Origin of the sequence: Streptomyces sp. BK239, assembly GCF_004217285.1 — a bacterium.
Taxonomy (GTDB): Bacteria; Actinomycetota; Actinomycetes; order Streptomycetales; family Streptomycetaceae; genus Streptomyces.
In genome coordinates this window covers 41957-65556 of sequence record NZ_SHKS01000007.1, presented here as the reverse complement: position 1 = coordinate 65556, position 23600 = coordinate 41957, and the positions used below count along the sequence as shown (strand labels likewise).

23 protein-coding genes and 3 pseudogenes are annotated in these 23600 nt (G+C 69.6%); 4 read left to right on the top strand and 22 right to left on the bottom strand.

Features of this window, described 5'->3' with window-relative positions:
- Positions 1–2: 2 nt before the first annotated feature.
- Positions 3–698: a hypothetical protein gene (locus EV567_RS22080; protein WP_165430455.1), complete on the bottom strand. Its 696-nt coding sequence runs from the start codon at positions 696–698 to the stop codon at positions 3–5.
- A gap of 348 nt (positions 699–1046) precedes the next feature.
- On the opposite strand from EV567_RS22080, the gene EV567_RS28520 reads away from it, so the two are divergent.
- Positions 1047–1367 carry a hypothetical protein gene (locus EV567_RS28520; RefSeq protein ID WP_207228830.1) on the top strand — a complete coding sequence of 107 codons (321 nt, stop codon included), beginning with the start codon at positions 1047–1049 and terminating at the stop codon, positions 1365–1367.
- Positions 1368–1491: 124 nt separating this feature from the next.
- Here EV567_RS28520 and EV567_RS22070 read toward each other — a convergent pair whose 3' ends face one another.
- The 7 genes and pseudogenes from EV567_RS22070 to EV567_RS22035 form a co-directional block, all read right to left on the bottom strand.
- Positions 1492–1917, bottom strand: coding sequence for a hypothetical protein (locus EV567_RS22070; protein WP_130442804.1), 426 nt, complete (start codon positions 1915–1917; stop codon positions 1492–1494).
- 98 nt (positions 1918–2015) lie between these two features.
- Positions 2016–2513, bottom strand: a complete 498-nt coding sequence (locus EV567_RS22065; RefSeq protein WP_207228829.1) for a hypothetical protein — start codon at positions 2511–2513, stop codon at positions 2016–2018.
- Positions 2514–2559: 46 nt separating this feature from the next.
- Complete coding sequence (locus tag EV567_RS22060; protein ID WP_130442802.1) at positions 2560–2772, bottom strand: hypothetical protein; 213 nt, start codon at positions 2770–2772, stop codon at positions 2560–2562.
- A gap of 678 nt (positions 2773–3450) precedes the next feature.
- A pseudogene (locus tag EV567_RS22050) lies at positions 3451–4547 on the bottom strand (hypothetical protein); the annotation flags it as partial.
- Positions 4544–5002: a hypothetical protein gene (locus EV567_RS22045; protein ID WP_130442798.1), complete on the bottom strand. Its 459-nt coding sequence runs from the start codon at positions 5000–5002 to the stop codon at positions 4544–4546. The pseudogene EV567_RS22050 and the gene EV567_RS22045, both read right to left, overlap by 4 nt.
- Before the next feature lie 37 nt (positions 5003–5039).
- Positions 5040–6146: a hypothetical protein gene (locus EV567_RS22040; RefSeq protein ID WP_130442796.1), complete on the bottom strand. Its 1107-nt coding sequence runs from the start codon at positions 6144–6146 to the stop codon at positions 5040–5042.
- A pseudogene (locus EV567_RS22035) lies at positions 6139–6519 on the bottom strand (glycosyltransferase); the annotation flags it as partial. The pseudogene EV567_RS22035 and the gene EV567_RS22040, both read right to left, overlap by 8 nt.
- A gap of 327 nt (positions 6520–6846) precedes the next feature.
- Here EV567_RS22035 and EV567_RS22030 point away from each other — a divergent pair.
- The gene (locus EV567_RS22030; protein WP_130442794.1) at positions 6847–8217 is read left to right on the top strand and encodes a hypothetical protein; all 1371 of its coding nucleotides are present in this window, start codon (positions 6847–6849) and stop codon (positions 8215–8217) included.
- A 163-nt stretch (positions 8218–8380) separates the two neighbouring features.
- On the opposite strand, the gene EV567_RS22025 is transcribed toward EV567_RS22030, so the two are convergent.
- Complete coding sequence (locus tag EV567_RS22025) at positions 8381–9385, bottom strand: IS481 family transposase (protein WP_130442792.1); 1005 nt, start codon at positions 9383–9385, stop codon at positions 8381–8383.
- A 71-nt stretch (positions 9386–9456) separates the two neighbouring features.
- Positions 9457–9825, bottom strand: coding sequence for a VOC family protein (locus EV567_RS22020; protein WP_130442781.1), 369 nt, complete (start codon positions 9823–9825; stop codon positions 9457–9459).
- Positions 9826–9917: 92 nt separating this feature from the next.
- Between EV567_RS22020 and EV567_RS22015 the strand changes: the two genes are divergently transcribed.
- Positions 9918–10883, top strand: coding sequence for a YafY family protein (locus EV567_RS22015; protein ID WP_130442779.1), 966 nt, complete (start codon positions 9918–9920; stop codon positions 10881–10883).
- Between the two features lie 172 nt (positions 10884–11055).
- Here the strand turns inward: EV567_RS22015 and EV567_RS28290 are convergent.
- The 12 genes and pseudogenes from EV567_RS28290 to EV567_RS21950 form a co-directional block, all read right to left on the bottom strand.
- Positions 11056–11360, bottom strand: a pseudogene (locus EV567_RS28290) (glycosyltransferase); the annotation flags it as partial.
- Between the two features lie 107 nt (positions 11361–11467).
- The gene (locus EV567_RS22005; RefSeq protein WP_347400500.1) at positions 11468–11914 is read right to left on the bottom strand and encodes a hypothetical protein; all 447 of its coding nucleotides are present in this window, start codon (positions 11912–11914) and stop codon (positions 11468–11470) included.
- 211 nt (positions 11915–12125) lie between these two features.
- Complete coding sequence (locus EV567_RS22000; RefSeq protein WP_242620955.1) at positions 12126–13046, bottom strand: hypothetical protein; 921 nt, start codon at positions 13044–13046, stop codon at positions 12126–12128.
- Positions 13047–13239: 193 nt separating this feature from the next.
- On the bottom strand, positions 13240–14163 hold the full coding sequence (locus tag EV567_RS21995) for a hypothetical protein (protein ID WP_130442775.1): 924 nt from the start codon (positions 14161–14163) through the stop codon (positions 13240–13242).
- A 278-nt stretch (positions 14164–14441) separates the two neighbouring features.
- Positions 14442–14618: a hypothetical protein gene (locus EV567_RS21985; protein ID WP_242620954.1), complete on the bottom strand. Its 177-nt coding sequence runs from the start codon at positions 14616–14618 to the stop codon at positions 14442–14444.
- A 144-nt stretch (positions 14619–14762) separates the two neighbouring features.
- Positions 14763–16277 carry a VirB4 family type IV secretion system protein gene (locus EV567_RS21980; RefSeq protein ID WP_130442773.1) on the bottom strand — a complete coding sequence of 505 codons (1515 nt, stop codon included), beginning with the start codon at positions 16275–16277 and terminating at the stop codon, positions 14763–14765.
- A 28-nt stretch (positions 16278–16305) separates the two neighbouring features.
- Entirely contained in the window at positions 16306–16767 is a 462-nt protein-coding gene (locus EV567_RS21975) for a DUF6238 family protein (protein WP_130442771.1), read from the bottom strand.
- A gap of 99 nt (positions 16768–16866) precedes the next feature.
- Positions 16867–18339, bottom strand: coding sequence for an SCO6880 family protein (locus EV567_RS21970; RefSeq protein ID WP_130442769.1), 1473 nt, complete (start codon positions 18337–18339; stop codon positions 16867–16869).
- Between the two features lie 81 nt (positions 18340–18420).
- Complete coding sequence (locus tag EV567_RS21965) at positions 18421–19794, bottom strand: ATP-binding protein (RefSeq protein ID WP_130442767.1); 1374 nt, start codon at positions 19792–19794, stop codon at positions 18421–18423.
- A 37-nt stretch (positions 19795–19831) separates the two neighbouring features.
- Positions 19832–20524: a hypothetical protein gene (locus tag EV567_RS21960; protein ID WP_130442765.1), complete on the bottom strand. Its 693-nt coding sequence runs from the start codon at positions 20522–20524 to the stop codon at positions 19832–19834.
- A complete protein-coding gene (locus EV567_RS21955) occupies positions 20524–20838 on the bottom strand; it encodes a DUF6112 family protein (RefSeq protein ID WP_130442763.1) in 315 nt (104 codons plus the stop codon). The genes EV567_RS21960 and EV567_RS21955 overlap by 1 nt, the downstream gene beginning before the upstream one ends.
- Positions 20839–20980: 142 nt before the next feature.
- Positions 20981–22117: a C40 family peptidase gene (locus EV567_RS21950; protein WP_130442761.1), complete on the bottom strand. Its 1137-nt coding sequence runs from the start codon at positions 22115–22117 to the stop codon at positions 20981–20983.
- 512 nt (positions 22118–22629) lie between these two features.
- Here EV567_RS21950 and EV567_RS21945 point away from each other — a divergent pair.
- Positions 22630–23385 (top strand): site-specific DNA-methyltransferase, encoded by a 756-nt coding sequence (locus EV567_RS21945; protein ID WP_130442759.1) that lies wholly within the window; start codon positions 22630–22632, stop codon positions 23383–23385.
- The last annotated feature ends 215 nt before the right edge of the window (positions 23386–23600 follow it).

The window sequence follows — 23600 nt, the reverse complement described above, 5'->3', positions numbered from 1 at the left end:
AGTCAGCGGCGCAGTCCGGCAGCCATCGGCGGCGGCGGAGCCGGGAGGGTGCGCGGCGGTGGCGGGCAGGCGCACACGGCGGAGCGCTCGTGCTCGGTTGACGGGACTTCCCCGGTGCAGGTGCTGCGGCCGGGATGCGGGGCGTGCCGGTCGGCGAGCTGGTTGCGGGTCTCGGAGAGGTCGATACGGATGACGCGAAGGTGTTCGTCGGCGAGGTAGCGCAGCCGCCGGGCGATGTAGGAGTCGGCCGCCTGGCCGAGCCCGTTGTGGAAGTCGGCGGTGGCGGTGAGGACTTCCTCCAGCGCGGCGAGGATGCCGTCGTGAGCCGCGGTCAGCTCGGTCAGCGCATCGGCCGCCTCGTTCGTGGTGGTGGCCTCGCGGATCCGCTCGGCGACGTGGGCGACGGAGGAGCCCAGCGGCAGGTAGCTAACCGGACGAGAGTCGGTGTCGAAGTCCGCGTCGCAGTCGACGTGGTAACCGGCCGCTCGCAGGCGGGCGACGGCGTCGGTGGCGAGACGGGACTCGTCGTCCCCGGTCAGGCCGGTGGGGGCGCGGTGGTAGGTCTCGTGGACGCGGACGACGGCGACGAAGCCCGCGCGCTGGAGGATGCTGTGCGCTTCGGAGTCGCCGCCGCGGGCGAGGAGTTCGCCGGAGTGCAGGTCGCGGCGGATGCCCAGGAAGTGGTCGGTACGGGGCAAGGAGACGTTTTCTTCTACGGCGATCGTTGGGCGGTGTACCGGACGGCTGCCGGGGCCGGGACGGCACGGGGCTGGACCAGGCGGGTTGCGGTGGTGTCCAGGTCCTGCTCCCGGCTGGCGGGCGATCCGGTGCGAGGTGTGCTCGACGAGTCCGCGCACTGCGGCCAGAGGGCCAGCCTGTTCGTCGGCGAGCTGCGTGAGGACGGTCGCGAGCTGGGCCGATGCCGTGAGCGCCGCGCGGACGGCAGGCCGTGAAGGGGGGTCGGATCGGACAGGGATCAGCTGGAGATCCTGTTCGATGCGACGCGCCTCGCGTGCCAGGCGCCGCAGTTTGTCGGCGGGAGGAGCGTGCCAAGCGCCGTCGAGGTGGATCAGGTTGGCGATCAGGTCGAGGCGCCCGGGTTGGGCCTGGACGGCGATCCACCGGCAGCCGTGCTCCTTTCCGGGGATCTCGGTGCCCGCGGCCCGCGCGAGCCGGTGAGCGACCTCGGCCCACTCCGGTCCGGTCAGCTCCCGGTCGTCCGGGTGAAGGCGGATGTCGAGGTGGAGGATCGCCCGCCGGTCGTCGTCGGGGCTGGCGGCGATCGGGTGCTCCAGGTAGGGGTCTTCGAGGTGCTCTGCCCACTGGACGGACGTCCAGGTCTCTGCTCGTCGTCCAGGGTGAAGTAGTCCAGGCCGGGCCAGTGGGCGACGATCGTGTGGTCCGTCAGGCCCTCGTTCGCTGAGACCGGTCGCCCCAGCGCCTCTTCGAGCGGGTCGTGGGGCCGGTGGGTCCGCTCGTGCAGGCGGGGGATCACCGGCCGCTCCGGATGTCGGCGATGTGCACGAGTTGGCCCAGGGCGGTGGTCGTGTACCAGCCGCAGTCGATCAGCTCGTCGCGGTTCGCGAACCGCGCGAGGAGGGTGTCCTCCATGGCCCGTGCATAGATCAGGCAGTCCGGGCAGCGGCGTGAGAGGTGTACGAGGTAGCGGGGGTGGGCGGTGACGTAGGACTGGGCTCCGCCGGCCGGATCACGCAGCCGCCACCCGTCCTCGTCGGTCGGGGTGTGCCAGGACGGCGCCACGACGCGCATCGCGTCGCCCCACAGTTCTCCGCCGACCACTCCCTTCAGGACGACGACGGTGTCGCCGGCCTGGAAGTGGGCGTGGGTGATGTCCCGGTCGGGGGTGAGCGGGTCTGGCGTCGGTGCGAACGCCGAGGTGGTCGGGGGCTGGGACATGAGTTCCTTCCGCGCGATTGCCGGCGGGGTGGGAGCATCAATAGTCCGGAGGAACGCCGGTTTGGCTAACCGGCGTTCTCCGTCTATGTTGCTCGCCGTCAGCGGTACGGGTTCTCTGTCCCGCGGTCCGCCTCGGTGGCTGCGTCGAGGAGTTCGAGCAGGTCGGTGCCTTCGGCGTCGCGCTGGTCGATCCACCATCCGGCACGGGTGATGGCGCGGGCCTTCTCCTCCAGATCCGCCCAGTCCGCTTCGTCCCAGGTGCCTTCTAGGACGAGCGCGGTGTGCGCGGCCGTCATCAGCTGGTGGCGGGAGCGTTCGCCCCAGTCCAGGGCCTTCTCCGGGCCCTCCAGCTGCGGCATGTCGAACCGCCTGGCCCACGCGACGGCTGCGTCCTGCTCCTCGGCGCGCTTGGTTGCGAGCCACTCCTCCTTGGACTCGGAGTCGGTGTCGCGCGCCGCCTTCCAGCAGTCGGTGCAGTCCTTCGACGCGAGCCAGCGGGCGAAGCCGGCCCGCTTGTCGGCAGGGCGATTGGACAGGTCATGATCCACGCTGTGGGAGCAGGCGTGCTCCACGGTCCAGTGCGTACGCACGGCCATAAATCGGTCTCCTCAAGGGGTTGGTAGGTGGTGGGGTGCGCCCTGATCAGGGCGTCTTGTGCCGGCCTCGGAATGGGCGGCGGTGTCGGCCGCGCTGCAGCTGTCCCGTGGGGCGGAGCTGTCGGTGCGCGGCGAGAAGGATGGCGAGGGCGAAGGCCGCGCCGGTGGCGGGGAGGGCAGCGCTGGCGGGCGGCTGCTTGGCGAGGTGTCCGGCGAGGGCGGTGCGGCGGGCGGGATTCTTGGCCAGGGGCACGGCCACCAGGAGAGGTGTGCCTGCAACGGGGTTTCACGCGTGAAGACTCAGGTAGTGAGGGTCGCTGCAGATCGGCGCTTGGGCTCCCAGGAAGCGTTCACCAACTTGTCTGGGTGTCAGTGGGGTTGGCTACTATGGGCGTGGTTGACGAGTTCCTTGAAAGGCATGGTGCATCGGTGATGACGGCCAACCGCTACAGCGCTCCAGCCGAGGAGCAATAGGCGCGCCTGGCCGGCGCTTCCCTGTTGCGACGCCCGCTGGGCGGCGACGCTGTGACGTGAATCCAGCGCAGGCTGCACCCTGCCCTGATTCGGGTGACGGCGCTCCGACGGAGTATGGGAGGGCCCTACTTGTCTGCCACCACTTCTACCTGCGACCACCGCGTGTATCACGTTGTCGTCGTTGCCTTGGTATCTGTCATCACTGGGCTGGTTGCTGGGATCGGCTCCGTTGTTCTTGGGCAGCCTGCCCTCACCGCAGTAGCTTCTGGTGGTGCCGTCCTTGCCTTCACCTACGGCGCTGGTATGACCGCCGTGTCGCACGTGAGTAAGCGTCAGCAGTAGCCGCTGCTCAGGGGCGGCTGGCATGGCCGCCCCTAGGCCGTGGGTGCTCAAGGCAGCTCAAGATCGTGCTTCAGTTTGCGATGGCAAGGACAATCGCGTACTGCTCCCTGGGCTCGTGTTCTCGGTGCGGGGGCAGGACGGCGATGGTCGCGCCGAGGTCCTCGGCCGCCTCTTCGACTTCGCGGGTGAGGAACTCGATCTGCCGGCCCAGCGCTGTGAGGCGGGCGGCGATCTGACGGCCCTGTGCGGTCTCCAGAGCGCTGGCGAACTGGCTGCTCGTCTCCAGGAGTTCCTGCAGGCGGACCATCGGGCCGGCGTCGTAGCCGCGCTGGACGGCGCCGAGGAGAGCGTTCGATGCGTCACCGGCACTGTGGCCTTCCACGACGTCGCGGATGAGGTCCTGCAGGGACACCTCCGGGGCCGGCGCCGGGCGGTTGAACCGAGAGACGTCCGCGCGCAGCACACCGGGCGGGACCGGAGCGGGCAGTGCTTTCCCCGCCTCGTACTCGTGGGCGTAGCGCCCGATCACCTGCCAGCCCGGTACCCCGGATCGCCGCGCAGCGCGACCACCGTCGAGTCGTCGTCCTCGACCAGGTAAGCGAGGGTGATCGGCTGCCCGTCGGCGGCGTACCACGACTCGGTCAGCTCCAGCTCGCCGCGCCGCTGCGCGGCCTGGGCCCTCTCGGTCCACATCTTCTGTTTCTCGTGGCTCAGCGGAGCCTTGTGGCGCTGGCCGTCGCGCTGGTCGGCGAGGTTGCTGGCGATAGAGCTGTGGTCCGCCCAGGCGGCGAGGTGCGGCCACAGGGCCGCGTGCTGAGTGCGTTCGGCCTGGGAGCCGGGGGCAGCCGGCCGGTCGAGGGCCCGGCGGATCTCGGCGGCGGAGGCAGCCAGGCCGTCCAGGACAGCCCGCCACCCGGCCAGGTGCCGGGCGGGTGGCAGCTCGTCGAGCACGAGGCGGGCGGCATCGAGGAGAGCCTCGGCGTGCGAGGCGAGGTGGGTGGCGTACGCCTCCAACGCTGCCTTGTCGCGGTGGGCTCGTGCGGCTGCCGCGGCGCCCGCGTGGACGGTACGGCCGTAGCGGTCGCGTGTCATGTCGAGCACGTCCTCGGTCTCGCAGTCGATGACCGCCATCCGCAAGCGGAAGTCACGTGCCCAGTTGGCCAGTTCGGGCGCTCTCGGCAAGGGGCCGTGGGGGGCCGGCCTGCTCGCGGGTGTCATCGGGACCGCCCGCCGGTCGCGGCCGTCAAATGGACGGTCGGAGCGTACGTGGGCTTCGGCGGGATCGGCCGGGCCGCCGGCGGGGAGGTGGTGGGCGGTCCGGAGCGCTGCGTCGTTCGACCGGCGGCGGCCTGGGCGAGACGGCTGCGGCGCTCCTGGAGTCCGTTGGGCCGGGCGGGGCGTGGCGGGCCGGCCGAGAGGGACGGGTCGAGGCGGATGTCGGCCTGCACGGTGTAGCCGTGGCGGCGCAGGTCGTGGACGGCTTGGCGGGTGCGGCGGACTCCGTCGCGCTCGGGCTCGCTGAGCCGGTACAGGCCGGGTTCTCCGGGAACGGGCTCGAACTGCTCGCGCTCCAGGTACCAGTGGGCGAGGTGTGCGGGCAGGGAGGAGGTGAAGGAGGCCACGAAGCCGTGTTCCTCGTGGTCGCCGAAGGCGAAGTGGGTGCCGGGTCGCAAGGGGGCGAGGTTCTCCTCGGGGCGTGGGGCGGAAGGGTCAGGGGCCGTGGCGCGCGGGCCGGGCCGCGGTGAGGGGGCGGGCTGGCGCGGTGACGGGCAGGGCCGGGCGGCGGTCGGGTGCGCTGATGCGGGCCTGACGCAAGAACGTTTGGCCGTCGGTGAGCCACGTCTCGATGGCTGGCCACGCGCGTGCTCGGCGCTCCTGTTCCGGCACGGAACCGCCGTGGACGATCTCGTCGACCTGGCCCTCGGCATCGATCACGGCGTCGGCCAGACAGGAGAGGGCTGCGGCGTCGTCGGGCCACGGGCTGCTCGCGGGTCGGCACCGCTCGAGCAGCGTCGGGGCGTGGTCGACGACGGTCAGGAAACGGTGCCAGGCGTGGTTGAGGAACAACTCCGTCGCCGCGCCGAGGGCGGCGGCGCTCAGCGGGGTGGCGTCGCCGTATCGTCCGGAGGCGTTCATGGCCTGCCAGGTGTCGTGCTCGGAGCGGATGTCCCCGAGCACGGCGGCGATGGCCGCCGTCTGGCGGGCGTGGACGGCCTGCTCGTAGGTGGGGAGATACCGGTCGGTAAGGGCCTGGGCAGCCCGCCCGGGGAACGGCGGCAGGACGATGCTGCGCGGGGCGTGGGGATCGCCGTAGCCCCCTTCGAGCCCCTCGGGCGAGAATGCCCCTACCAGGTAGTCGAGTTGACGGCCGGGACGCTCGATGAACAGCAGCGTGGTGCCCTGCACCATATCGGTGAGGAGCGCGGCGTAGGGGATCCTGTCGCTCTGGACGGCGCGGCCGAGTTCGCCGCTGTCCCAGATCCAGGGGACCAGGTCTTCCTGCCAGGCGGGGTGCGAGTAGATCTCGACCGAGGCGTGCCACTGGCCGGGCAGGAGGCGCGCGAGGTCGCGGGCGACGTCGCCGATGAACCGGCGGCTGCTCGTGTGCACGCTGGTGCGGTGCCGCTTCGCGCACGTGACCAGGTCGACCACGGTGGTCTGGGCGCCGTCCGCGGGCAGGTGCCAGACACCGTCGTCGTCCCGCTGGAAGCTGCTCTCCGCGAGGGCGGTATGCGCCCAGGAGTAATGCTCGCCCGAGGCGATGGCGACGATCCCGGACTCCCGGCTGTGCGACAGGATGATCTGAGCCTCAGCCATGGACCAGGTCCTCGCCACCGCGCAGGACGGCGCGCAGGCTGCGGCCGTACGCCCAGGCGTGTTCACGGGCCGCTGCCTCCAGCTGGTCGTATCCGACCTGGGCTGTCATTTGCCCCTTCCACTTGCGGTACCTGTACACGGGCACTGGCAGCAGGACCCCGGGGGCGAGAGCGGTGACGCCGACGGCCGCGCAGTAGTCCTCGCCCTGGACGAGGCCGCCCATCGGCGCGGCGCGCACGAGGTCGGTACGGGCGAGGATCGTGGTCGGCCCGGTGGGGATGGTGTCCGTCGGTGACTTCCAGTACGTCCACACGTCACCGGCCTTGTGTCGGCCGGGCGGCGTGGGGCAGCGCCACAGGGTGGCCGAGCCGTCGGTTTTCCGGCTGCGGTGAAGGCTGTTCGCGAGGTGCGCCGAGCCAGTGACCGCGTGCGTCACGTGCTCGTCTCAGCCCCAGCCCCGCCCGACGGCCGGCCCGCTTGAGTACTCGTGAGATGGGGTTGCTCCTTGAGGGGCGGCTTCGCAGGCATGCGCGTGCCAGCTCGGTGGGATTCGCGGTTGAAGGGGAGCTTCAAGTGTCGTGATGATCGCGGGTTGGGGTAATCGGCGATCATCGGCTATGTTGAGCCGTGACCGCGGTCTGGCCTTCGCTAAGGCAGACGTTCGACTCCGCCCGGCGGTCGTGAATGAGACAATCGGTCCATGCCGGAGATCTTGCCCTCAGACGAGTCGAACGCCGGGAACTCTTCTCTCGACACCAGCGTCATCCCGCTCGGTGAGCGCGCTCTGCGGGGCGTTCTTGGGCACGTAGTCGCTGCTGGCGATGAGGCCGAGACGACGTACCTTGAGGTCAAGGGCCCTCTCGACATGAACAGCAAGGCGACTGCGGCCAAGATTGCGAAGTTCCTTCTGGGGGCAGCGAATCGACGTCCAAGGGAGGCGGCCCGGCACTTCCATGGCTACGCGGTCCTGGTCATCGGCGTGCAGAAGAACAGCGCTCCTGGAGTGCTGCGCGGAACCGAGGCGCATGAGCTTGAGGACCGGCTCCGCCCCTACCTCGGGCCCCAGTTCCCAGCCTTCGAGTTCGGCAGGATCGGCGTCGACTCCGACCGCGAGGTCCTGTTCGTCATCGCTCAGCCGCCGGAGGATGGTCAGACGATCTTTCCGTGTCACAAGAGCTACCAGAGTGACGATCGCCGGGACAGCCTTGAGGATGGCGCGATCTACGTTCGAGGCACCAGCAACACGCGGCCTGCACGTTCCGGAGAGGTCCTCGCCCTCGTCGAGCGTGTCCGCCGGGGCGGGAGATCACCGATTGACCTTGAGGTGCAGGTGGTCGGTCCGATCCGCAGGGTCAGCCGTGTGGGCGAGGTCTTGGAGAGCCTGCGCTGCTACGAAGAAGAGCAGTTCAGCAAGCAACCGACACCAGCTGAGGACACCTCGAGATCGGCACTGCTGGTATTGCCGTCAAGTATCTTCGGCAACCGCAAGCCGCTGTCGATGGAGGACAGGGAGGCGGCGCTTGCTGCATGGCGGAGCAAGAAGGCCGAGCACATCGCCAAGGGCCGGGAACATCTCCTAGGCGTCGGGATTCCGGGTGCCGGCGTCCAGGTGGTCAGCCGCGATCGTTTCGTGTCCAAGCCTCACCTGACCTTGACGTTTCACAACTGCGAGGTGCTGGATTGCCTTGATCCGGACGACGCGGATATCGAGAAGGTCGTCGAACCAGTGCTAGGGCCGCACGTGCCATTCCCGGCGATCTTCGACCACTCGGCTATCCGACCCGTCTTGCGGGATTATCCCGTGACCTGGAGCAACCACGGCTCGGATGCCCAAGTTGTGCTCACTCCCGAGGCGTTCCGTCCGAACGTAGTATGGGCGAGCGACCAAGACGACTACGTCCTCATCGCGAGGGACCTTCAGGCCAGTTCGGTGGAGGTATCGTGGGAACTAACCGAGGACGGCAGCGACACGGTGACCAGAGGTGAGGTTCGGGTGCCCACCGAGCCCTGCACCGACGCGGCCGACGTGTTCAAGTCGGTCTTCGTCGATGAGGGCGAAGACCTATCGTGATGATCTTGCCGCACGCCCGGTCCGGCTCCCGGATCGACGATGCCGGGAACCTCCTCCTCGTAGGACGGCCGCGAGCTCCAGCAGGTACGCGATGCGGTCAGGGCGCAGCCACGTCGGGGTGACGACGGCAACCTCGGAGCCAGGTGCGGAGTACACGGTGGATCTAGCTGTATGAGGGCTCGACGTTGGTGACGCTCTCGCGGAGGCGTGCTGCTGGCGGCTTTCCGGCGGCAGCACTATGCGGCCGGTGGTAGTTGTAGTGGATGTTCCACACTGCGATCGCAGCTGACCGGGCGTCCTCGCTGCTGAACTCGCGAGCGTAGAGGACTTCCTCGGCCAGGATGCGCTGGTAGCGCTCCACTTTCCCGTTGTGCCGAGGTGTGTACGGCTTGGTTCTCTGATGCCGGGTGTCTTGCCCGACGATGCGGGCGAAGTCGCCGGAGCGGTAGCAAGCGCCGTTGTCGGTGACGACCCGGTGGATGTGGTTGATGCCGTGGGCGGCGAACCAGACCTTCGCCCGGGCGAGGAAGGCAGCCGCCGTCGCGCCCTTCTCATCACCCAGCGGTTCTGTGTAGGCGAGCCGTGAGAAGCCGTCGACGACGGAGTGCAGGTAGACATAGCCGCGCTTCGCCCCAGCCGACTTCGCCCGACTAGCGACCTTGGCCTGATCGCTGTCCCGGCCATGGATCCGCCACCCGCCGCCATCAGGGATCCGGCCGACCTTCTTCACATCCAGGTGCACCATGTGGCCAGGCCAGCGGGCGGTGATCTTGCCCGGCTTCCGGTTGTTCTCACCGCCTGGGTCGATGAAGCGGCGTTTACCGAGGCCAAGCCGGGTCAGGTGCCGGCTGACAGTTCGCCGGTCGATCACAAAACCGATACTGACAAGTTCGTCGGTGATCCGTTGTGCGGACCACTTGAACTTCCGGCGCCAGGACTCGATCTGCGCGATGGCCCATGCTGGGGTCGCGTGCGGACTCCGGTGCGGACTCGACGGCCGGTCCTGCAATCCCACATCACCGTGTAGTCGCCAGCGATTTACCCACTTGCTGGCGCATGCGCGAGAGATACCCATCTCAGCGGCGACGTGGGCAATGGGACGTGTCTGGCACCGCTTCACGAGCCGCCTACGGCCCTCGACGTTCAAGGGCGCATTCGCGTGGGGCACTCGTCTTCCTCTCGAAGTCAGAGGACGGCAGGCGCGACGCCCATCGTGCGCACCTGCCGCATTGCGACCTTTCAGTCCCGCGGTGCGACGCGGATACGGTTCCCGTCAGGATCGGCTGCGAGGAAGGTCAGCCCGAACCCCGCATCATGAGGCTCGCGCAGGATCGTGACGCCCTTGGACTGCCACTGCTTGAAGATCGCATCGACCTCATCGGGCCCACCTCCGTGGATAGCCAGGCACACCTCACTGGTGCGCGGAATGTCCGGTGACAGACCCTCGAACCGGCCGGACCACACAGCGAGATCAGCGCCGGGCCCGAGGTCGAAGGTGATGAATCCCGAAGTCTCGAACGAAGGGCTCATGCCGAGGAGGTCGCCGTAGAAACGAGCTGCGGCGGGAGCGTCGTTCACGTAGACGATGGACAGGACGGATGTGGTCATGGCTGTTCCTTCTCGCAGGTCGCTGGTGCGCATCCAGCAGCCTGACCGGGAAATACGCCGCATCATGTCGCAGTTCTTGCAAAACTTGAGGTGTGACGCCGGATCGCTTCTTCTCCTTGATGCTGCTTCTCGCATCGAGGCATGCCGTGACCACGCAGGACCTTGCCTCGGCGCTCGGGGTGTCCCTTCGAACCATCACCCGGGACCTGAACTGGCTCCGCGACGCCGGTCTGCCGGTGACCGCGCAACGGGGCCGGCTCGGAGGCGTGACCATGCTGCCCGGATCCGGGCTCGACCTCACACGACTCACTCCGGGCGAGCGAGATCATCTGTCGCTCACCGGGCTGGACGAGAGGCAACGTGCGGAGCTCAACGCATCCGTCGAAAGCCGACGCGCGCTCTCCAAGATCGCCGCTGCACAGCCACGCCGAGCTCATGAGCTTTTGCCGCTCAGCGACGTGGTGCACGTGGACAGCCGTCCCTGGCTCCAGGCACCTACGTCCGGCACGACTCCGGCTTCTCTGATCGGCGCGGTGCGGCGAGGTCGCCGGCTACGGATCGAGTACGACAGCTCACGCGAGTCATGCCCACGCGACCTGGTCGTGGATCCCTACGGGCTGTTCGCCAAGGCCGGAATCTGGTACCTCGTCGCCGACTGCGCCCGAGTGCCACGGATGTACCGACTCGAACGGATCACTACGTGGAAAGAAGTCGACCAGCTACGACGGATCCGCGAGAGCCAGACCCTGGCCACCGCCGCTGCAGCGCTCGTTGCTCAGTGGGAGCACAACCACGCGATAGAGGTCAGCGCCACCATCGACCGAACCCAGATCGAGCGAGCGCAACGGATCTTCGGCCAACGACTCGTCCGGGACGACCATGAGGAATCCGCTACCGGCCACAAGGTAACGATCTGCTTCCTGCATCTGGAGGACGTGCGAGCGCTCCTGCCGTTCGGGAGCGCCATCACTGTGCACGGCCCCACCGAAGTCAGGGCTCACCTTCGCGACCTCACCACCAACCTTGCGCTCCACTATGCGCCGTCACCAACGTCCTGACCCGCAACATCTAGCTTTCGGAGCCGCTGCGGTTCGCGCGACATTCGACAACTGGTCCTCTGCGGCACCCGTTTGAGTGGAACGGAGCCCGGTCGGGCGCGCCGTCACGTACATGTCCGCTACGTTGAATCCCAGGTCATCGGCCACAGAGCGACGCCGACGGCCGGAAAACGTCGGGGTGCTGGTCCTCGCTCCAGCCGGCACACCAGCCGACCCGGGTGGATTCCAGGGTGTTCAGCCGTACGGCCATCGCGTCGTCCGTGAACAGGTCATCGTTGTCTGCCCAGTTGGTGTACGGGGTGCGTACGTGAGCGAGGGCCAGGTCCTGGCGCAGGCGGCGCCGACCGGCCGGGGCGGCACCAGCGTGCGAACGCGGGGGTCCTGTGCGAGCGGGGTCGGCAGGCGGTCGGGCGATGCTCCGTCGAGCGCGATCACGGCCTCCCACGGCACGGACTGCCGGGTGAGGCTGGCGTGCATGGCGGCCAGGTAGTCCAGCCGGTCTTCGCGCAGGCGGCTGGCGATGACGACGGTGATCAGGGGCGTGGTGTGCGGGGGCAGGGAAGGCTCTGGGAAGACGAGGGAGACTAGCGGCGGGCGGTGGGGCGCGGGGTGCCGGCCTTCGCCGGGGCTGCGGCAGGAGCGCTCAGGGGCCGCTTGCCGCGGGATGCCCGGATGGCGGGCGGGGAGTCGAGGGACGACCAGGCCGCCGGGTGGTCGTTGAATGCGGTGCGCGGGTCGGTGGACCAGCTCACGATCGGGCCGATGTCCTCGTGCAGGAGGCTGATCACCTCGACACCCTGCTTATGCAGGCCGTACCCCCACTGCATGTCCTGTTCGTCGACAGTCGTGTCGGTGACCGACATACGGACCGGGGGTGAGCCGTCCGGGGTGATCAGGTGGTCGAGGGTTCGGCTGGGCCAGTGCTCGCCGCTGGTCAGCGCGTTCACGAGTGCGGGCGGGGCGTCGTCGAGGAGATCGGTGCCGAGCTCGTCCCAGCCGACGGCCACGTCGTCGATGAGGTGCCGGGACATGGCCCCGACGTTGCGCCCGAACTTGTACTGGTAGGCGGCCAGGAGCAGGGGGAGGTGGTGGCTGGGTACGCCGTCGAGCTGGACGTGGATGCCGGTGTATCCCGTACCGAGGGTGGGGCGGGCGATGAAGGAGCGTGTGGACAGGAGGTTCTCCGGAACGAGCGTGCTGAGGGGGATGTTCGATGGCCGCCACGGTGGCGTGAGGGTGTGTCTACGCGCGGTCCGAATAGGACGGGACCGGCGGGCCGGAGGCGTCGGTGCGGGCGCAGGTGTAGCCGATCAGGCGGGAGGGCTCGGCCTTCGCGGGAACGGTGGCAGCGTCGTTGCACACGAACGTGTACGTGATGGAGGTGCGGGGCACGTCGTGGAGCCAGGCCCGGTCGTCCTTGCCGGGGTTGATCTGCAGGCCGGAGTGCGCGACGGCGTCGGTCTGGGTGTGCCTGTGGGAGAAGAGGATCAGCGCGCCGCCGTCGGTGGTCTCGAGGGCGTAGGCGTCCGTGTAGTGGTTGGCGGCGCCGGCGAAGACGGTGGTGCCCTGGGTTCCGTAGCGGGTGCCTGTCTTGTCGTGGACTTCGATCTGCCGCTTGCTCGCCTTGGTCGGTGCGAAGACCTTCGTTCCGGTGTTCGTGCCTCCGGTGGCGAAGTTGTCGAGGACCGCGGCGCGCAGCAGCTTGGCGTCCGCGGCGAGGTGCTTGTTGCCGTCGGCGGCGGCGGCCGTCGCGTATCCGTCGTTGTCGAGGGCGATGTCCGGCAGGTCCTGGCTGTCGAGGTCGACGACGGAGACCATCTCCCAGCGCTTGTGCTGGGGGCGTTCGGCGAACACGGCCAGCCGCGAGGGGGCCCTGCCCTTGTGGTCCGAGAGCGCGGCGGCGAACCAGCGGTCCTGTCCGGCTCCCAAGCGCGGGATGTACAGCTTGGCGTCCGCGGAGTCGTAGGACCACGGCTTGTACGGCTTGCGGTCCGCCGCGGGGAGCCCTTCGGTCTCGGTGTAGTCCGAGACGGACATCGCGTAGAGCGGGCCGTCCTCGACCGCGTCGAGCAGGCGCCGGTCGCGGTCGGCGTTGGCCTCGTTGTTGATCTCCGAATAGCGGGTGATGACGTCGCGGGCCTGGGCGGCGCTGAGAGCGGGCACGGGTTTCGGGGCGGTGCTGGCGCTGGGCGTTTGCCGGGCATGGGCGGGGCCGTCTTCGCCGGCGCAGCCGGTGAGGGCCAGGGCAAGGCAGGCGGCGCCGGTTAGGAGCGGCAGGGTACGGCGAGCGGTGCGGATGAGGGCTCCAGGGATCTGCGGGGCGGGAAGAATTAGCGGAGGAGGCGGCGGTGCGGCGTCAGCGCGTGTGCCGCGGCGGCGCTGACCGGAGAGCTCGCGGCGGAAGGGACGGTGCACGGGTCGGGGTGGAGGGCAGCCGCGGTGCGGGCGCGAGCGAGGTGAGGTCCCGCATCCGGTCCTCGGCCACGTGCAGGACCTCTCCGAGGCTGCGGATCTCGGCGGCGGCGTCGGCGAGGTCGTAGGACAGGTCGAAGCCGTCGTCCTCCCCGGCTTCCTTGGCCTTCTCGCCGGCTGCTTCGAAGAAATCGCCGAGCTGTGCCAGCAGGCCGTCGGTGGGTTCCAGGATCTGATGCAGCAGGGCAGCGGCATCCGCGTGCGACTCGGCTCCGTTGAGCCGGTCGGTCAGAGCACGCAGGGCATCGCCGTAGACGTACACGGGGCCACGGTCTGGTGTGCCGGGGATGGCCCGGGCCGGGGGCGGGGGCGTTGGTTGGGCTCGGTGCACATGGGGGCTTTCGTGGGGCAGGGCGGGGTGCGGTAGCAGTCCGAGTTGGGCGAGGCGGTGGTCGATCGCGTCGATCAGGGGTTGGGCGCTGCCGCCGTGGCGGGCTTCGGGTCGCTGGCGAGCGCGGGGATCGTCGGAGGGGGCCGAGTCGTAGAGGACCTCGAACAGGGTCTGGTCGTCGGGGTGCTCGCGGGTCGCTATCCAGCCCTCGGGGTCTCCGGGCGGGCGCCTGGAGGGCGGTTCCTGCGGCGGACTGATGAGCAGGTGGCTGTCGTCGGGGAGCGAGACGCGCACGATGTAGGCGCTGAGGCCGAACTCGATGTCGCATGGCAGTCCGCGCGCTCGCAGCGGTGTGGTGATGTGCGCGTGGCGACACCACAGCTCCTGCCACCACGGCATGTTCACGTCGCGGTGGTCGGGAAGTGGCGCGAGCGGAACCGCGCGGGTGTCGGTGGCGTTCACCTCGTCAGCGGCCACGGCTTCTCCTGCGGGACGCCGTTCGGTGTGGCGGAGGCGTTCGGCGAGCGAGGTCGGTTTCCGGCTTCGGAACTGGACTGACGTCGAGTTCGTATTCGTCGTAGGCGGTTTTCAGGTCGTGTTCCATCTGGGCTTCACGGTCGGCGACTTGCGCCATGAGGCCGTCGTGCTCGGCCTGACACAGCTGGTATTCGGCCCAGTCGGCGTCGCTGAAATGAGCGGGGCGGTTCAGAGCATTCCTTGGGGACGTGGGTGGATCGGCTCCGCGGTAGGCGCGGTCAGCGGTTGCCACCGCCCGCCCTGGGTGGCGGAGGCGCCGGCGGACCGCCCTGACGGGTGAGCGTCGCGAGGAAGAGTTGGAAGCCGAGGTGGTCGTCGAGTTCCATAGCCGCGTCACGAAGGGATTCCGAGGTGAGCCGCAGGAAGGCGCGGGCCGAGGCATGGTCGATGACCATGCGGTTCGTGAGGGAGTGCCGGTCGGTCGGGTTGGCAGACCGGGGCAGAGTCCTTCATCGCGTTAGGCGCGCCGATAAGCTGGAGCACCTCGTCGCTCGGTATCAGGTCGCGTTGGAAGTCGGGCTTCACGGGCCTCTTGATCCTCAGTGCATACGGGCGTCGGTGTCGAAGAGCGCCAGTTCGTGGCTGTGCAGGAGGTGCTGCACAATGAAGCTCCGACCTGCGACTTTCCACAAACCGCGTCCTCGGTTGAGATGCGCGATGGCGTCCATCTCGACGGAGGTCAGGCCGAGCAGGGAGGCCGCGGCGTGGAGCTGGTCGGTCTCCTGGCGGTAGATGATCCGGGTGCTGCAGTCGGCGAGGAGACCCTCGGCCAGGGCCCGGCCTTGTGATCCGGCGTCACCTGCGGTGAGCAAGTCGCTGAGCCGGTGGATCACCATGAGGTTGGCGATGCCGAGACCGCGGGAGAGCTTCCACTGGGCCTGCATCCGCTGGAGCAGACCGACGTGCCGCATCAGCCTCCATGCCTCGTCGTACACGATCCAGCGCCGGCCGCCGTTCGGGTCGGAGAGGGCGGATTCCATCCAGGCGCTCGCGCAGGTCATGGAGAGGACGAGGGCGGTGTCGTCCCCGGAGCCGCCGAGGCGGGACAGGTCGATGGTGAGCATCGGCGCGCTCGGGTCGAAGGCGACGGTGGAGGGGGCGTCGAACATGCCGGCCAGGTCACCGTGGACCAGGCGCCGCATGGCGTGGGCCAGGTCGCGGGCGGCGTCGCCGAGTTGGCCCGACATCATCCCGGCAGCCTCGTCGAGCGCGTGGGGGTTGTTGAGGGTGGCGGCGACGTCGCCGAGGAGCGGGGTGCGGTGCGTGTCGGCGGCGCGGGTGACGACGGCGTCGAGGGCGACGTCCAGCGCGGTGTGCTCCATGGGCATCAGGTCCCGGCCCAAGACGGTGCGGGCAAGGGAGCCGAGCAGGAGCAGGCGCCGCTTGCGGATCTCGCCGACCCAGTCGGCCTCGGACACGCTCTCCGGGCGCGGCGCCGCGTCAAGGGGGTTCAGGCGTCCGGGCAGTCCGGGACCGAGGGCGACGGACCGGCCGCCGAGGGCCTCGGCGACCGGCGTCCACTCGCCTTTCGGGTCGCACGGTACGTAGACGCGGTATCCGAAGGCGACCGACCGTAGCGCGAAGGACTTCGCGAGGGCGCTCTTGCCCTGGCCGATCACGCCGGCGAGCAGCACGTTCGGGTTGGTGAATCCCTCGACCTTGCCGTACAGAGCGAACGGGTCGAAGACGAACGACGCTTCTGCGTGGACGTCGCGGCCGATGTAGATGCCCTCGGCGCCCAGGCCGCCTTCGGCGAGGAAGGGAAAGGCGCCGGCCGCGACCGCGGTGGTCATGCGGTGGGCGGGCAGCCGCAGCCGGTTCCCACGCGCGGAGGCGGGCCCGGGGCGTCCGCCCGGTGGGTAGAGCGCGGCGGGCATCTGGTGCTCGGCGGGCGGGCTGTCGCTCTGGTGGGCGCCTGCTTCGGCGCGGGCTTTGGCGGTGGCCTCGGCGAGCTGACGGCGGGCGGCCTTGCGGCTGGCGCGGTCGGTGCCGTGGGGGGTGAACAGCGGGCTGGCGGACGCGCGGCGGGCGCGACGGGCGGGCCGGTGGCTCATCTGGGGCCCTCGATTCTACGGGTGGTGCTCATCGCACGCAGGCCGCGCTGTGCGGGCGGAGGTCGGTGGGGGTGGTCTTGCGGCGGACGACGTGGCCGGCGGCGAGGTGGCGCTGGCAGATCGTCAGCACGGGCGGGCCCTCGGGGAGCCGCTCTGGAGGGCAGGCGCTTGTCTCAGCGTCGGCCAGGGGTGTGCCGGGCAGCAGGTGGAAGGCGGCGTGGACTTCGCTGGTGGCCTGCCAGAGCCTGGTGTGGGCGGTGGCCAGGTGACGTCCGGCGGCCGGGTGCGGGGGCCGGGTGTTGTCGGCGAGCCGGTCCAGAAGCTGGAGCAGAGCGGTGAGGTGGGCGTGCAGCACGTCAAGGTGCGGACGATCTCCGGGCTTGGGCGTGTCCGCGTCCGACGGTGCCAAGGCCCGTGCGTGGTGGCGGATGCCGGCGCTCGCGGCGCGGAGGTAGGGGTGCGCGTCGTCGGGGCGCGTAGGAGAGGTCAAAGGTGGTGGTCCTTCCTGCCGGTAGGCAGGGCAGTGGGGGCGTCCCGTCGCAGGTGAGCCGGAGTGCGGTGGGTCAGGGTGCACACGGGCGCGGCTGGTTCACAGGGCGGTGCGGGCGAGCGGGAGCGCGGTGAGGGCGAAGGCGTCCGGCTGCTGGTAGTTGAGCCGACGAAGGTCGACACCGGAGGTGACGGCGTGGGTCTCGATCTGTGCGCAGGCGGCGTCCAGGAGGGCGTCGGTCTCGGCGGTGACGGTGACCAGGCCGGTCAGTGCTACATCCGCGTGTCCGGCGATGAGCTGGCGTTCGCGGAGTTTGACGTCGGCGTACTCGGCGGAGTCCTCTTCGGAATCGACCTGTCCGCGGCGTGCGCGCTCGTTGGCGTCGGCGATGATCGCGGCCTTCTTGCGCTGGACGTCCCGCAGTGCGGACTCGAGCCCCTGCGGCACGTATATGAGGGAGAGGCTGCGGCGCACGCCGGCCGTGAACATCAGCCCGTGCAGGAACCCGGCTCCCATCTCGGTCCTCGGCCAGTTCTCCACCCAGTACGTTGCGTGCCGCGCGCTGTCGGTGGCGAGGCGGTCGTACTCCTCGAACTGGACGACGGGACCGGCGGCTGCGGGGTCGGCCTCGGCGCGGCCGGTCTCGGACCACTGCTGGAGCGCGGCGAGGGCCTTCGGGTCGTAGGCGGTGCGGATGACGGCGGCGATTTCCCGCGCGCTCAGCCAGCCGGTGACCTGGAGCCCGGCGTTGCGGGCAGCCTGCGCGATGGAGGCGGTGGTCTGCTCCATGACGGTGAACGCCCCAGGCAGCCCTCCGCCTGCCTGTGAGATCAGGCGTCGGGCGGCCTTGAGGTCGAGGGAGATGGCGAGGTAGGTCTCGTGCGGGGCGGCGGCGGGGCCGGCCGAGGCGACCAGTTCGGAATAGATCTGTCCGGCGACGGGGGTCTGGGGCTGTCCGTGGTGGGTCCAGTGGCGGGTGAGGGTGTCGCCGCTGTCGGGGACGGTGCGTTCTAGCACCTGGACGGTGGCGATGTGCCCGGTGCGGGCAATGCCAGCGAGCGCGCGTCCCCAGCTGCTCACGTTGTGGTTCTGGGTGGCGGGGTCGAGGAGGGCGAAGGCGCGGCTGGTGACGCGGGCGATGGCGGTCAGGGTCTGCTGGTGCGGGTCGTGGACGGCTGCGGCGCCGTTGGCGGAGTCGCCGGGGGTGACGACCTTGAGGGAAGCGGTGGTGCCGGGCAGGTGGAGGACGCCGTCTTGCCGGGGCCGGGTGACGGGCCGGGCGAGCCAGAGGGTCTGGCCGGTGCGACGGCGGTGCGCGTACCGGGTGACGATCGGTGCCCAGTCGATGAGGGAGCGGCCGTGCCGGCGGATCGCGACGAGTGCGCCGGATGCCGCCCACAGCGGGGCCAGGGCGATGGCGCCGAGCAGGCCGGTGGAGATCACCGTCATCAGCAGCAGGGCCAGCGTGCAGGAGACGAGGACGAGTTGGGGCAGGGAAAGGCCGAGGAGGATGCCGCGGCGGCTCCGGTGCGGGAACTTCACCGTGACCGGGGCGACGGAGAGATCAGTCATGGGGCGGGTCCTGGAGGCGCGGGTTGAACCCGGGGACGGGAGGGCGCGTGCACGTCCCGCCCCTGGGAGTCGGTCAGGGAATCACAGGCCGCTCGGAGGCGGCGGCCCGCTCGCCCCGCTGGACGGGGCGTTCTGCGTTCCGGAGGACGGGGGTGCGCCCTGCGGCGGCGGGGTTGTGGTCGGCGGGGTGGACTGCCATCCGCCGCTCTGCCCTGACGCGGTACTCGCGCCGGATCCGCCCGGCCCCGGGCTGCCGCCCACCTGGCCGCTGGTGTCGTCGGACACACTCGTCGGCGCGGGCTGAACGGCCTTCTCCAGGCCGGACTTGACCCCGTCGCCGCCTGGCGAGGCACCCGTTCCGCCGCTCTGCGATCCCTCCTTGCCCTCGCCGCCTCCGCCGGTCGGGCTGGCAGCGATGTCGCCGGGGAACCCACCGCCGTCGGGGCCCTGCGGTGCGGCACCCACGCCGGCGCCGGCCGCAGCGCCACCGGTTCCGGCGGTGGCCGCGGCGGCGGCGGCCCTGCGGGCGGCCTTCTCGGCGTGAGCCTTCGCGATCTGCGCACCGGCGCCGCCGGCACGGTGGATGGACTCCCCGTCGGTCCCGTCGGCCGCCCAGTGCACGAACTTGAAGACCGCGTACGGGCACAGCAGCACCAGGATCATGATCACGATGCCGGACATGACGTCGGCGAGGGCGGCGATGCCGTCCTTGGCCTCGGTCTTGCCCATGGCGGCGATACCGAGCACGAAGATCACGGTCATCAGGAGCTTCGAGACGACCAGGGTGGCGGTGGCTTCGATCCAGCCCTTGCGCCAGCGCCGGGCGACTTCCCAGCCGCCGCCGGCGGACGCGAACACGGCGAGGGTGACCATGACGAGGATGCCGACCTTGCGGACCATCATTACGCACCAGTAGAGGAAGGCGCCGATGGCAGCGCCGAGCCCGGCGACGACCGCAACGAGCCAGCCCAGCCCGGACAGGCCCGGTATCTGGTTGACCTTGACGATGCGTCGCACGGCCGACTCGATGTTCAGGTGTGCGGTCTTGAACAGGCCGTCGCTGACGGCGTCGACCGCTTCGACGGCGACTGTGGTCAGGGCGATGGCGGAGAAGGCGAACAGGACGCCGCTCATGGTGCCGGTGAATGCCTGAGTCAGAGCTTGTCCGTCGCGTCTGACGGCGGCCCGGACCAATTGCGCGCAGAATGTGGCGACCAGCAGGACCAGGCCCAGTGGCAGCAGCATCTCGTAGTTGTCGACGAACCACGTCGCGTTGAGGTCAACCTTCGTGGTGGTGTTGACTGCCTCGGCGGCCAAATCGGCTGCAGCAGCAGCCAGTTCACCTGCGGACTTCGCCATCCAGTCACCGATGGCCTTGCCGGGATCCGAGGCGAAATCCACCGCCTCACCGACCGTGCACAGTTTGTCGGCCAGGGGGTAATCACAGAAACCCACGAGGAGTTACTCCTCCTTTTCTTGTCTCAGGCGCGGGTCACTGAGTGACGCTCGGAGCGATGGCGGCCAGGGTGCAGTCGTGGTTCGGGCGGCACTGGACGGCGAGGGTCACGGCCCGTCCCTCGGCCCCGCCGCCGCCCTTCTTCCAGCTGAGCGTCTGCTTGCCGTTGACGGTGACGACGTAGATGTACGCCTCGGTGATCGCGGACGGGTCTTCGGCCAGCGCCTGCTTGAACGCGCCGGGATAGTGGCCCTCGGTGACGTGGGCGGTGGCCTGCTGGTCCTGGTCGGCCATCCTCGACCACAGGACCGGGTCGGGAACCTGGCCGGAGACCGAGGCCCAGTCGGCGTACTCGGTCTCGGTGGTCATCCAGGCGCGCATGCCGGCGAGCTGCTCGTCGCGGCTGGTGTCACGGGTGTCGTAGGACCACAACATCTGGGCCGCTGCCTTGGCGTAGGCGACCGGCTCGGAGATCTGCGGCGGCTTGGGCACCGACCCGGATCCGGATGAAGGCTTCGGTGCGGCCTCGGAGGAGGACGGGCTGCCCGTAGGGGCAGCTGCCGCGGTGTCCGGAGCCTGGTGGCTGGTCCCGCCCCCAGTCAGCATGGCAACGACCCCGGCGATGGCGAGCAGGACGGCGACGGCGGCGGCGACGGTCGCGATGCGTCGGTTGGCCGACCACCCCGAGCCGTACGAGGACAGTGAGAGGGAGGGGGATCGTTTCCGCATCAGTGGACCTGCGAGCCCAGGCCGGAGAAGAAGGCCACGATGCCGTTCGCGGCACCCAGACCGAGGGCGGCGCCTGCGGCGACGACGGCGCCTTTCTTCCCGTTGGCCTCGGCCTGGTGGCCACCGGTGTGGTGGCCCCAGGCCCAGACGCCGAGCGAGACGGCGAGGGCGCCGACGACGGCGATGATGCCGAACATGTTGATCGAGTTGACGACGTTCTTCAGCACGCTCAGGCCGGGCAGGCCGCCGCCCTTGGGCGAGATTCCTGGGTCGTAGGCGAGCTGGATGACGCGGCCTGCGAGGGGGACGGACATAGGGGTGGTGGGGCTCCTTGCATACGCGGGCCCAGCGAGGGCTGGCAGGGAAGGTGAAAGAAAGCGGAGGGGGAGGTGCGCGAAGGCGTGGAAGTGGCCGCAAGGCCGGACCGCCCCGGGGCGAAGCCGGGCGGGTGCGGCGTCAGAGGATGCGGCGGGCGGCGAGGATCGTCCAGTCCTTGATCGGGGTGATCCGGACCGGCTTGGTGGTGCGGGGTGCCTCGATGACGAGGCCCTCGCCCATGTACATGCCGACGTGCTCGGGCCGTGCGGCGCTGCCGCGGCTGAAGATCAGGTCACCGGGCTTGAGATGGGCGGGCGAGACCGCTTTGCCCTCGCCCACCTGCGTGTACGTGGTGCGAGTGAGCGTGACACCGACGTGGGCGTACGCCTGCTGCATCAGCGAGCTGCAGTCGCAGCGGCCCATGGGATCGGGGCCGTGCGAGTTCGTGCAGGATCCGCCCCACTGGTAGAGCGTGCCGAGCTGCTGCATCGCCCAGGCGATGGCCTTGCGCGCCTTCGGATCTGCGTCCTTGGGGATCGAGTAACCCTTGGGGACGCTCCCCTCGGGGATGCGGCCGAACCCGGGACCGTCCTGGCCAGGCACGCAGCCGGTCGTGGCCGACTGCTGGTCCTGGTCCTGGTGCTGGTCCGTGTCCTTGCCGTCCGCGTCACCGCCGCCGGGGAAGGTCTTGGCGATGGCACCTTGCAGCGCGGTGGCCAGCTTCTCCCACTGCGCGTATGCGTCCGGCAGGCCGGACTTCTGCACGGCTTGTGCGGCCTGGGTGACGGTCATCTGCTGCCACCCGCTCACCTTGAGCAAATGCTTGTAGAACTGCTCGCTCGCGTACGTGGGGTCGCGGATCTGTTCGGCGCTGCCCCAGCCCTGGGAAGGGCGCTGCTGGAAGAGGCCGAGGGAGTCGCGGTCGCCGTAGGAGAGGTTGCGCAATCGGCTCTCCTGCATCGCCGTGGCGAGCGCGATGATCTGTCCCTTCTTGGGGACGTCGAGGGAGAGGCCGGCGGCCACGATGGTCTGGGCGTTGGGGACCTGCTCGGCGGGCAGATCCAGGCCCTCGACGTGCACGTCCTTACCGGAGGCGCCGTCGAGGATCGTGGTGACCTGTTCGGCGACCTTGTCGCTGTCGATGTCGGTCAGGCAGTTGCTGAAGGAGCCGCTGATCTGCACGGCGTCGGCCGAGGAGGCCAGCATCATGCCGGTGCCGGCGATCAGGATCGGGGAGAGGAAGACGACGCCGATGCCGGCGGCGAGCCCCTTCAACCCGAGCGGACCGCTCGCCGGTCAGCGGTTTCGGGCATGGGTTGGCAGCGAGACGTCATGAACGTGTCCTTGGGGGTGCGGTGTCCGGCGTGCCGCGTGCGCGAGGCGTCTCGGAAGGGCGCGGCGGCCGGGGTGGGCGATCAAAGGCGGACCGGTGTGGGCGAGTTGCCGCTCGCTCCGTGTGGCCGGGCTGTGAGCTACGTATGCCGGGGCAGAGGGTACCTCCGTGAGATGTGGCAGAGGAGTAGCCAGCGGCGGGTGCGCCGGGCGGTTCAAAAACAGTAGGCGCGGATCGGCGGTTGACCAAATAGCCGGCGTGAGGTGCCGGAAACCGATACCTCGACAGAGCACTTCTTGGTCGTCGGCGGTTTCGCCTCTACAGTTTTTGGACTCCCCCTCGCCCTCCTCGCTCTGCGGCCCTGGGCTTCTGCATACCCTCTTCCGGCCCGCGAGGACTCCTGCGCGAGGCGGCTATTTCCCTCCGCGTTTCCGCACCGAATCGGGGTTCCTCTTTGCCTTTTTCCCTTCACCAGGGCGATGCTCTGGCCGTTCTCTCCAGCCTTCCGGACGGCTGCGTCGACTCCGTCGTCACTGACCCGCCGTATAACAGCGGAGGCCGGACTGCGAAGGAGCGCACCACGCGCTCCGCGAAGCAGAAGTACACCTCCGCTGATTCCAAGAACGACCTTGCCGACTTCACCGGCGAGAACATGGACCAGAGGTCCTACGCGTTCTGGCTGACGCAGATCATGACCGAAGCCCACCGCCTCACCAAGACCGGCGGGACCGCCCTGCTGTTCACCGACTGGCGCCAACTCCCGACCACGACGGACGCGATCCAGGCTGCCGGATGGCTGTGGCGCGGTGTCCTGGCCTGGCACAAGCCGCAGGCCAGGCCCCAGAAGGGCCGGTTCACCCAGAACTGCGAGTTCATCGTCTGGGCCAGCAAGGGGCCGATCGACGGCTCCCGCAACCCCGTCTATCTGCCCGGCATGTACTCGGCGTCGCAGCCCTCGGGCGCGAAGCGCCAGCACATCACGCAGAAGCCGGTCGAGGTGATGCGCGAGCTGGTCAAGATCAGCCCCGAGGGCGGCACGGTCCTCGATTTCTGCGCAGGCTCCGGCTCCACGGGCGTGGCCGCCCTGCTGGAAGGCCGGGACTTCATCGGCGTGGAGAAGACCGAGCACTACGCGTCGATCGCGGCCGACCGGCTCACCGAGACGATCCGCGAGTCCCTTGCGCAGGACGACGTGGTTCTCACTGCCTGAGCCGGGCCCTTGCCCGTCGCCACGGCGACCAGCTTCCATGCGCAGCCGTCGGCGGAATACCGCCGAAGCAACGTGCAATCCGCCGGCGGATGCGCGCGAGAGCGCCCCCGCACTTCCCTCATTCCGCGTCTCGTAGGAGGCCGAACTTCTCAATGCCCGAATCCGCAAAACCCGCCGACGGTGGAGAGTTGGAGCCGCTTCGTATTCCGGATCCG

What these genes read in the sequence shown, in the direction of transcription:
- EV567_RS22070 (WP_130442804.1), bottom strand. Translation starts at nt 1,917, where the DNA reads ATGTCCCAGCCCCCGACCACCTCGGCGTTCGCACCGACGCCAGACCCG.
- EV567_RS22065 (WP_207228829.1), bottom strand. Translation starts at nt 2,513, where the DNA reads ATGGCCGTGCGTACGCACTGGACCGTGGAGCACGCCTGCTCCCACAGC.
- EV567_RS22040 (WP_130442796.1), bottom strand. Translation starts at nt 6,146, where the DNA reads ATGGCTGAGGCTCAGATCATCCTGTCGCACAGCCGGGAGTCCGGGATC.
- EV567_RS22030 (WP_130442794.1), top strand. Translation starts at nt 6,847, where the DNA reads ATGCCGGAGATCTTGCCCTCAGACGAGTCGAACGCCGGGAACTCTTCT.
- EV567_RS22020 (WP_130442781.1), bottom strand. Translation starts at nt 9,825, where the DNA reads ATGACCACATCCGTCCTGTCCATCGTCTACGTGAACGACGCTCCCGCC.
- EV567_RS22005 (WP_347400500.1), bottom strand. Translation starts at nt 11,914, where the DNA reads ATGTCCCGGCACCTCATCGACGACGTGGCCGTCGGCTGGGACGAGCTC.
- EV567_RS21985 (WP_242620954.1), bottom strand. Translation starts at nt 14,618, where the DNA reads ATGGTCATCGACCATGCCTCGGCCCGCGCCTTCCTGCGGCTCACCTCG.
- EV567_RS21980 (WP_130442773.1), bottom strand. Translation starts at nt 16,277, where the DNA reads ATGAGCCACCGGCCCGCCCGTCGCGCCCGCCGCGCGTCCGCCAGCCCG.
- EV567_RS21970 (WP_130442769.1), bottom strand. Translation starts at nt 18,339, where the DNA reads ATGACTGATCTCTCCGTCGCCCCGGTCACGGTGAAGTTCCCGCACCGG.
- EV567_RS21960 (WP_130442765.1), bottom strand. Translation starts at nt 20,524, where the DNA reads ATGCGGAAACGATCCCCCTCCCTCTCACTGTCCTCGTACGGCTCGGGG.
- EV567_RS21955 (WP_130442763.1), bottom strand. Translation starts at nt 20,838, where the DNA reads ATGTCCGTCCCCCTCGCAGGCCGCGTCATCCAGCTCGCCTACGACCCA.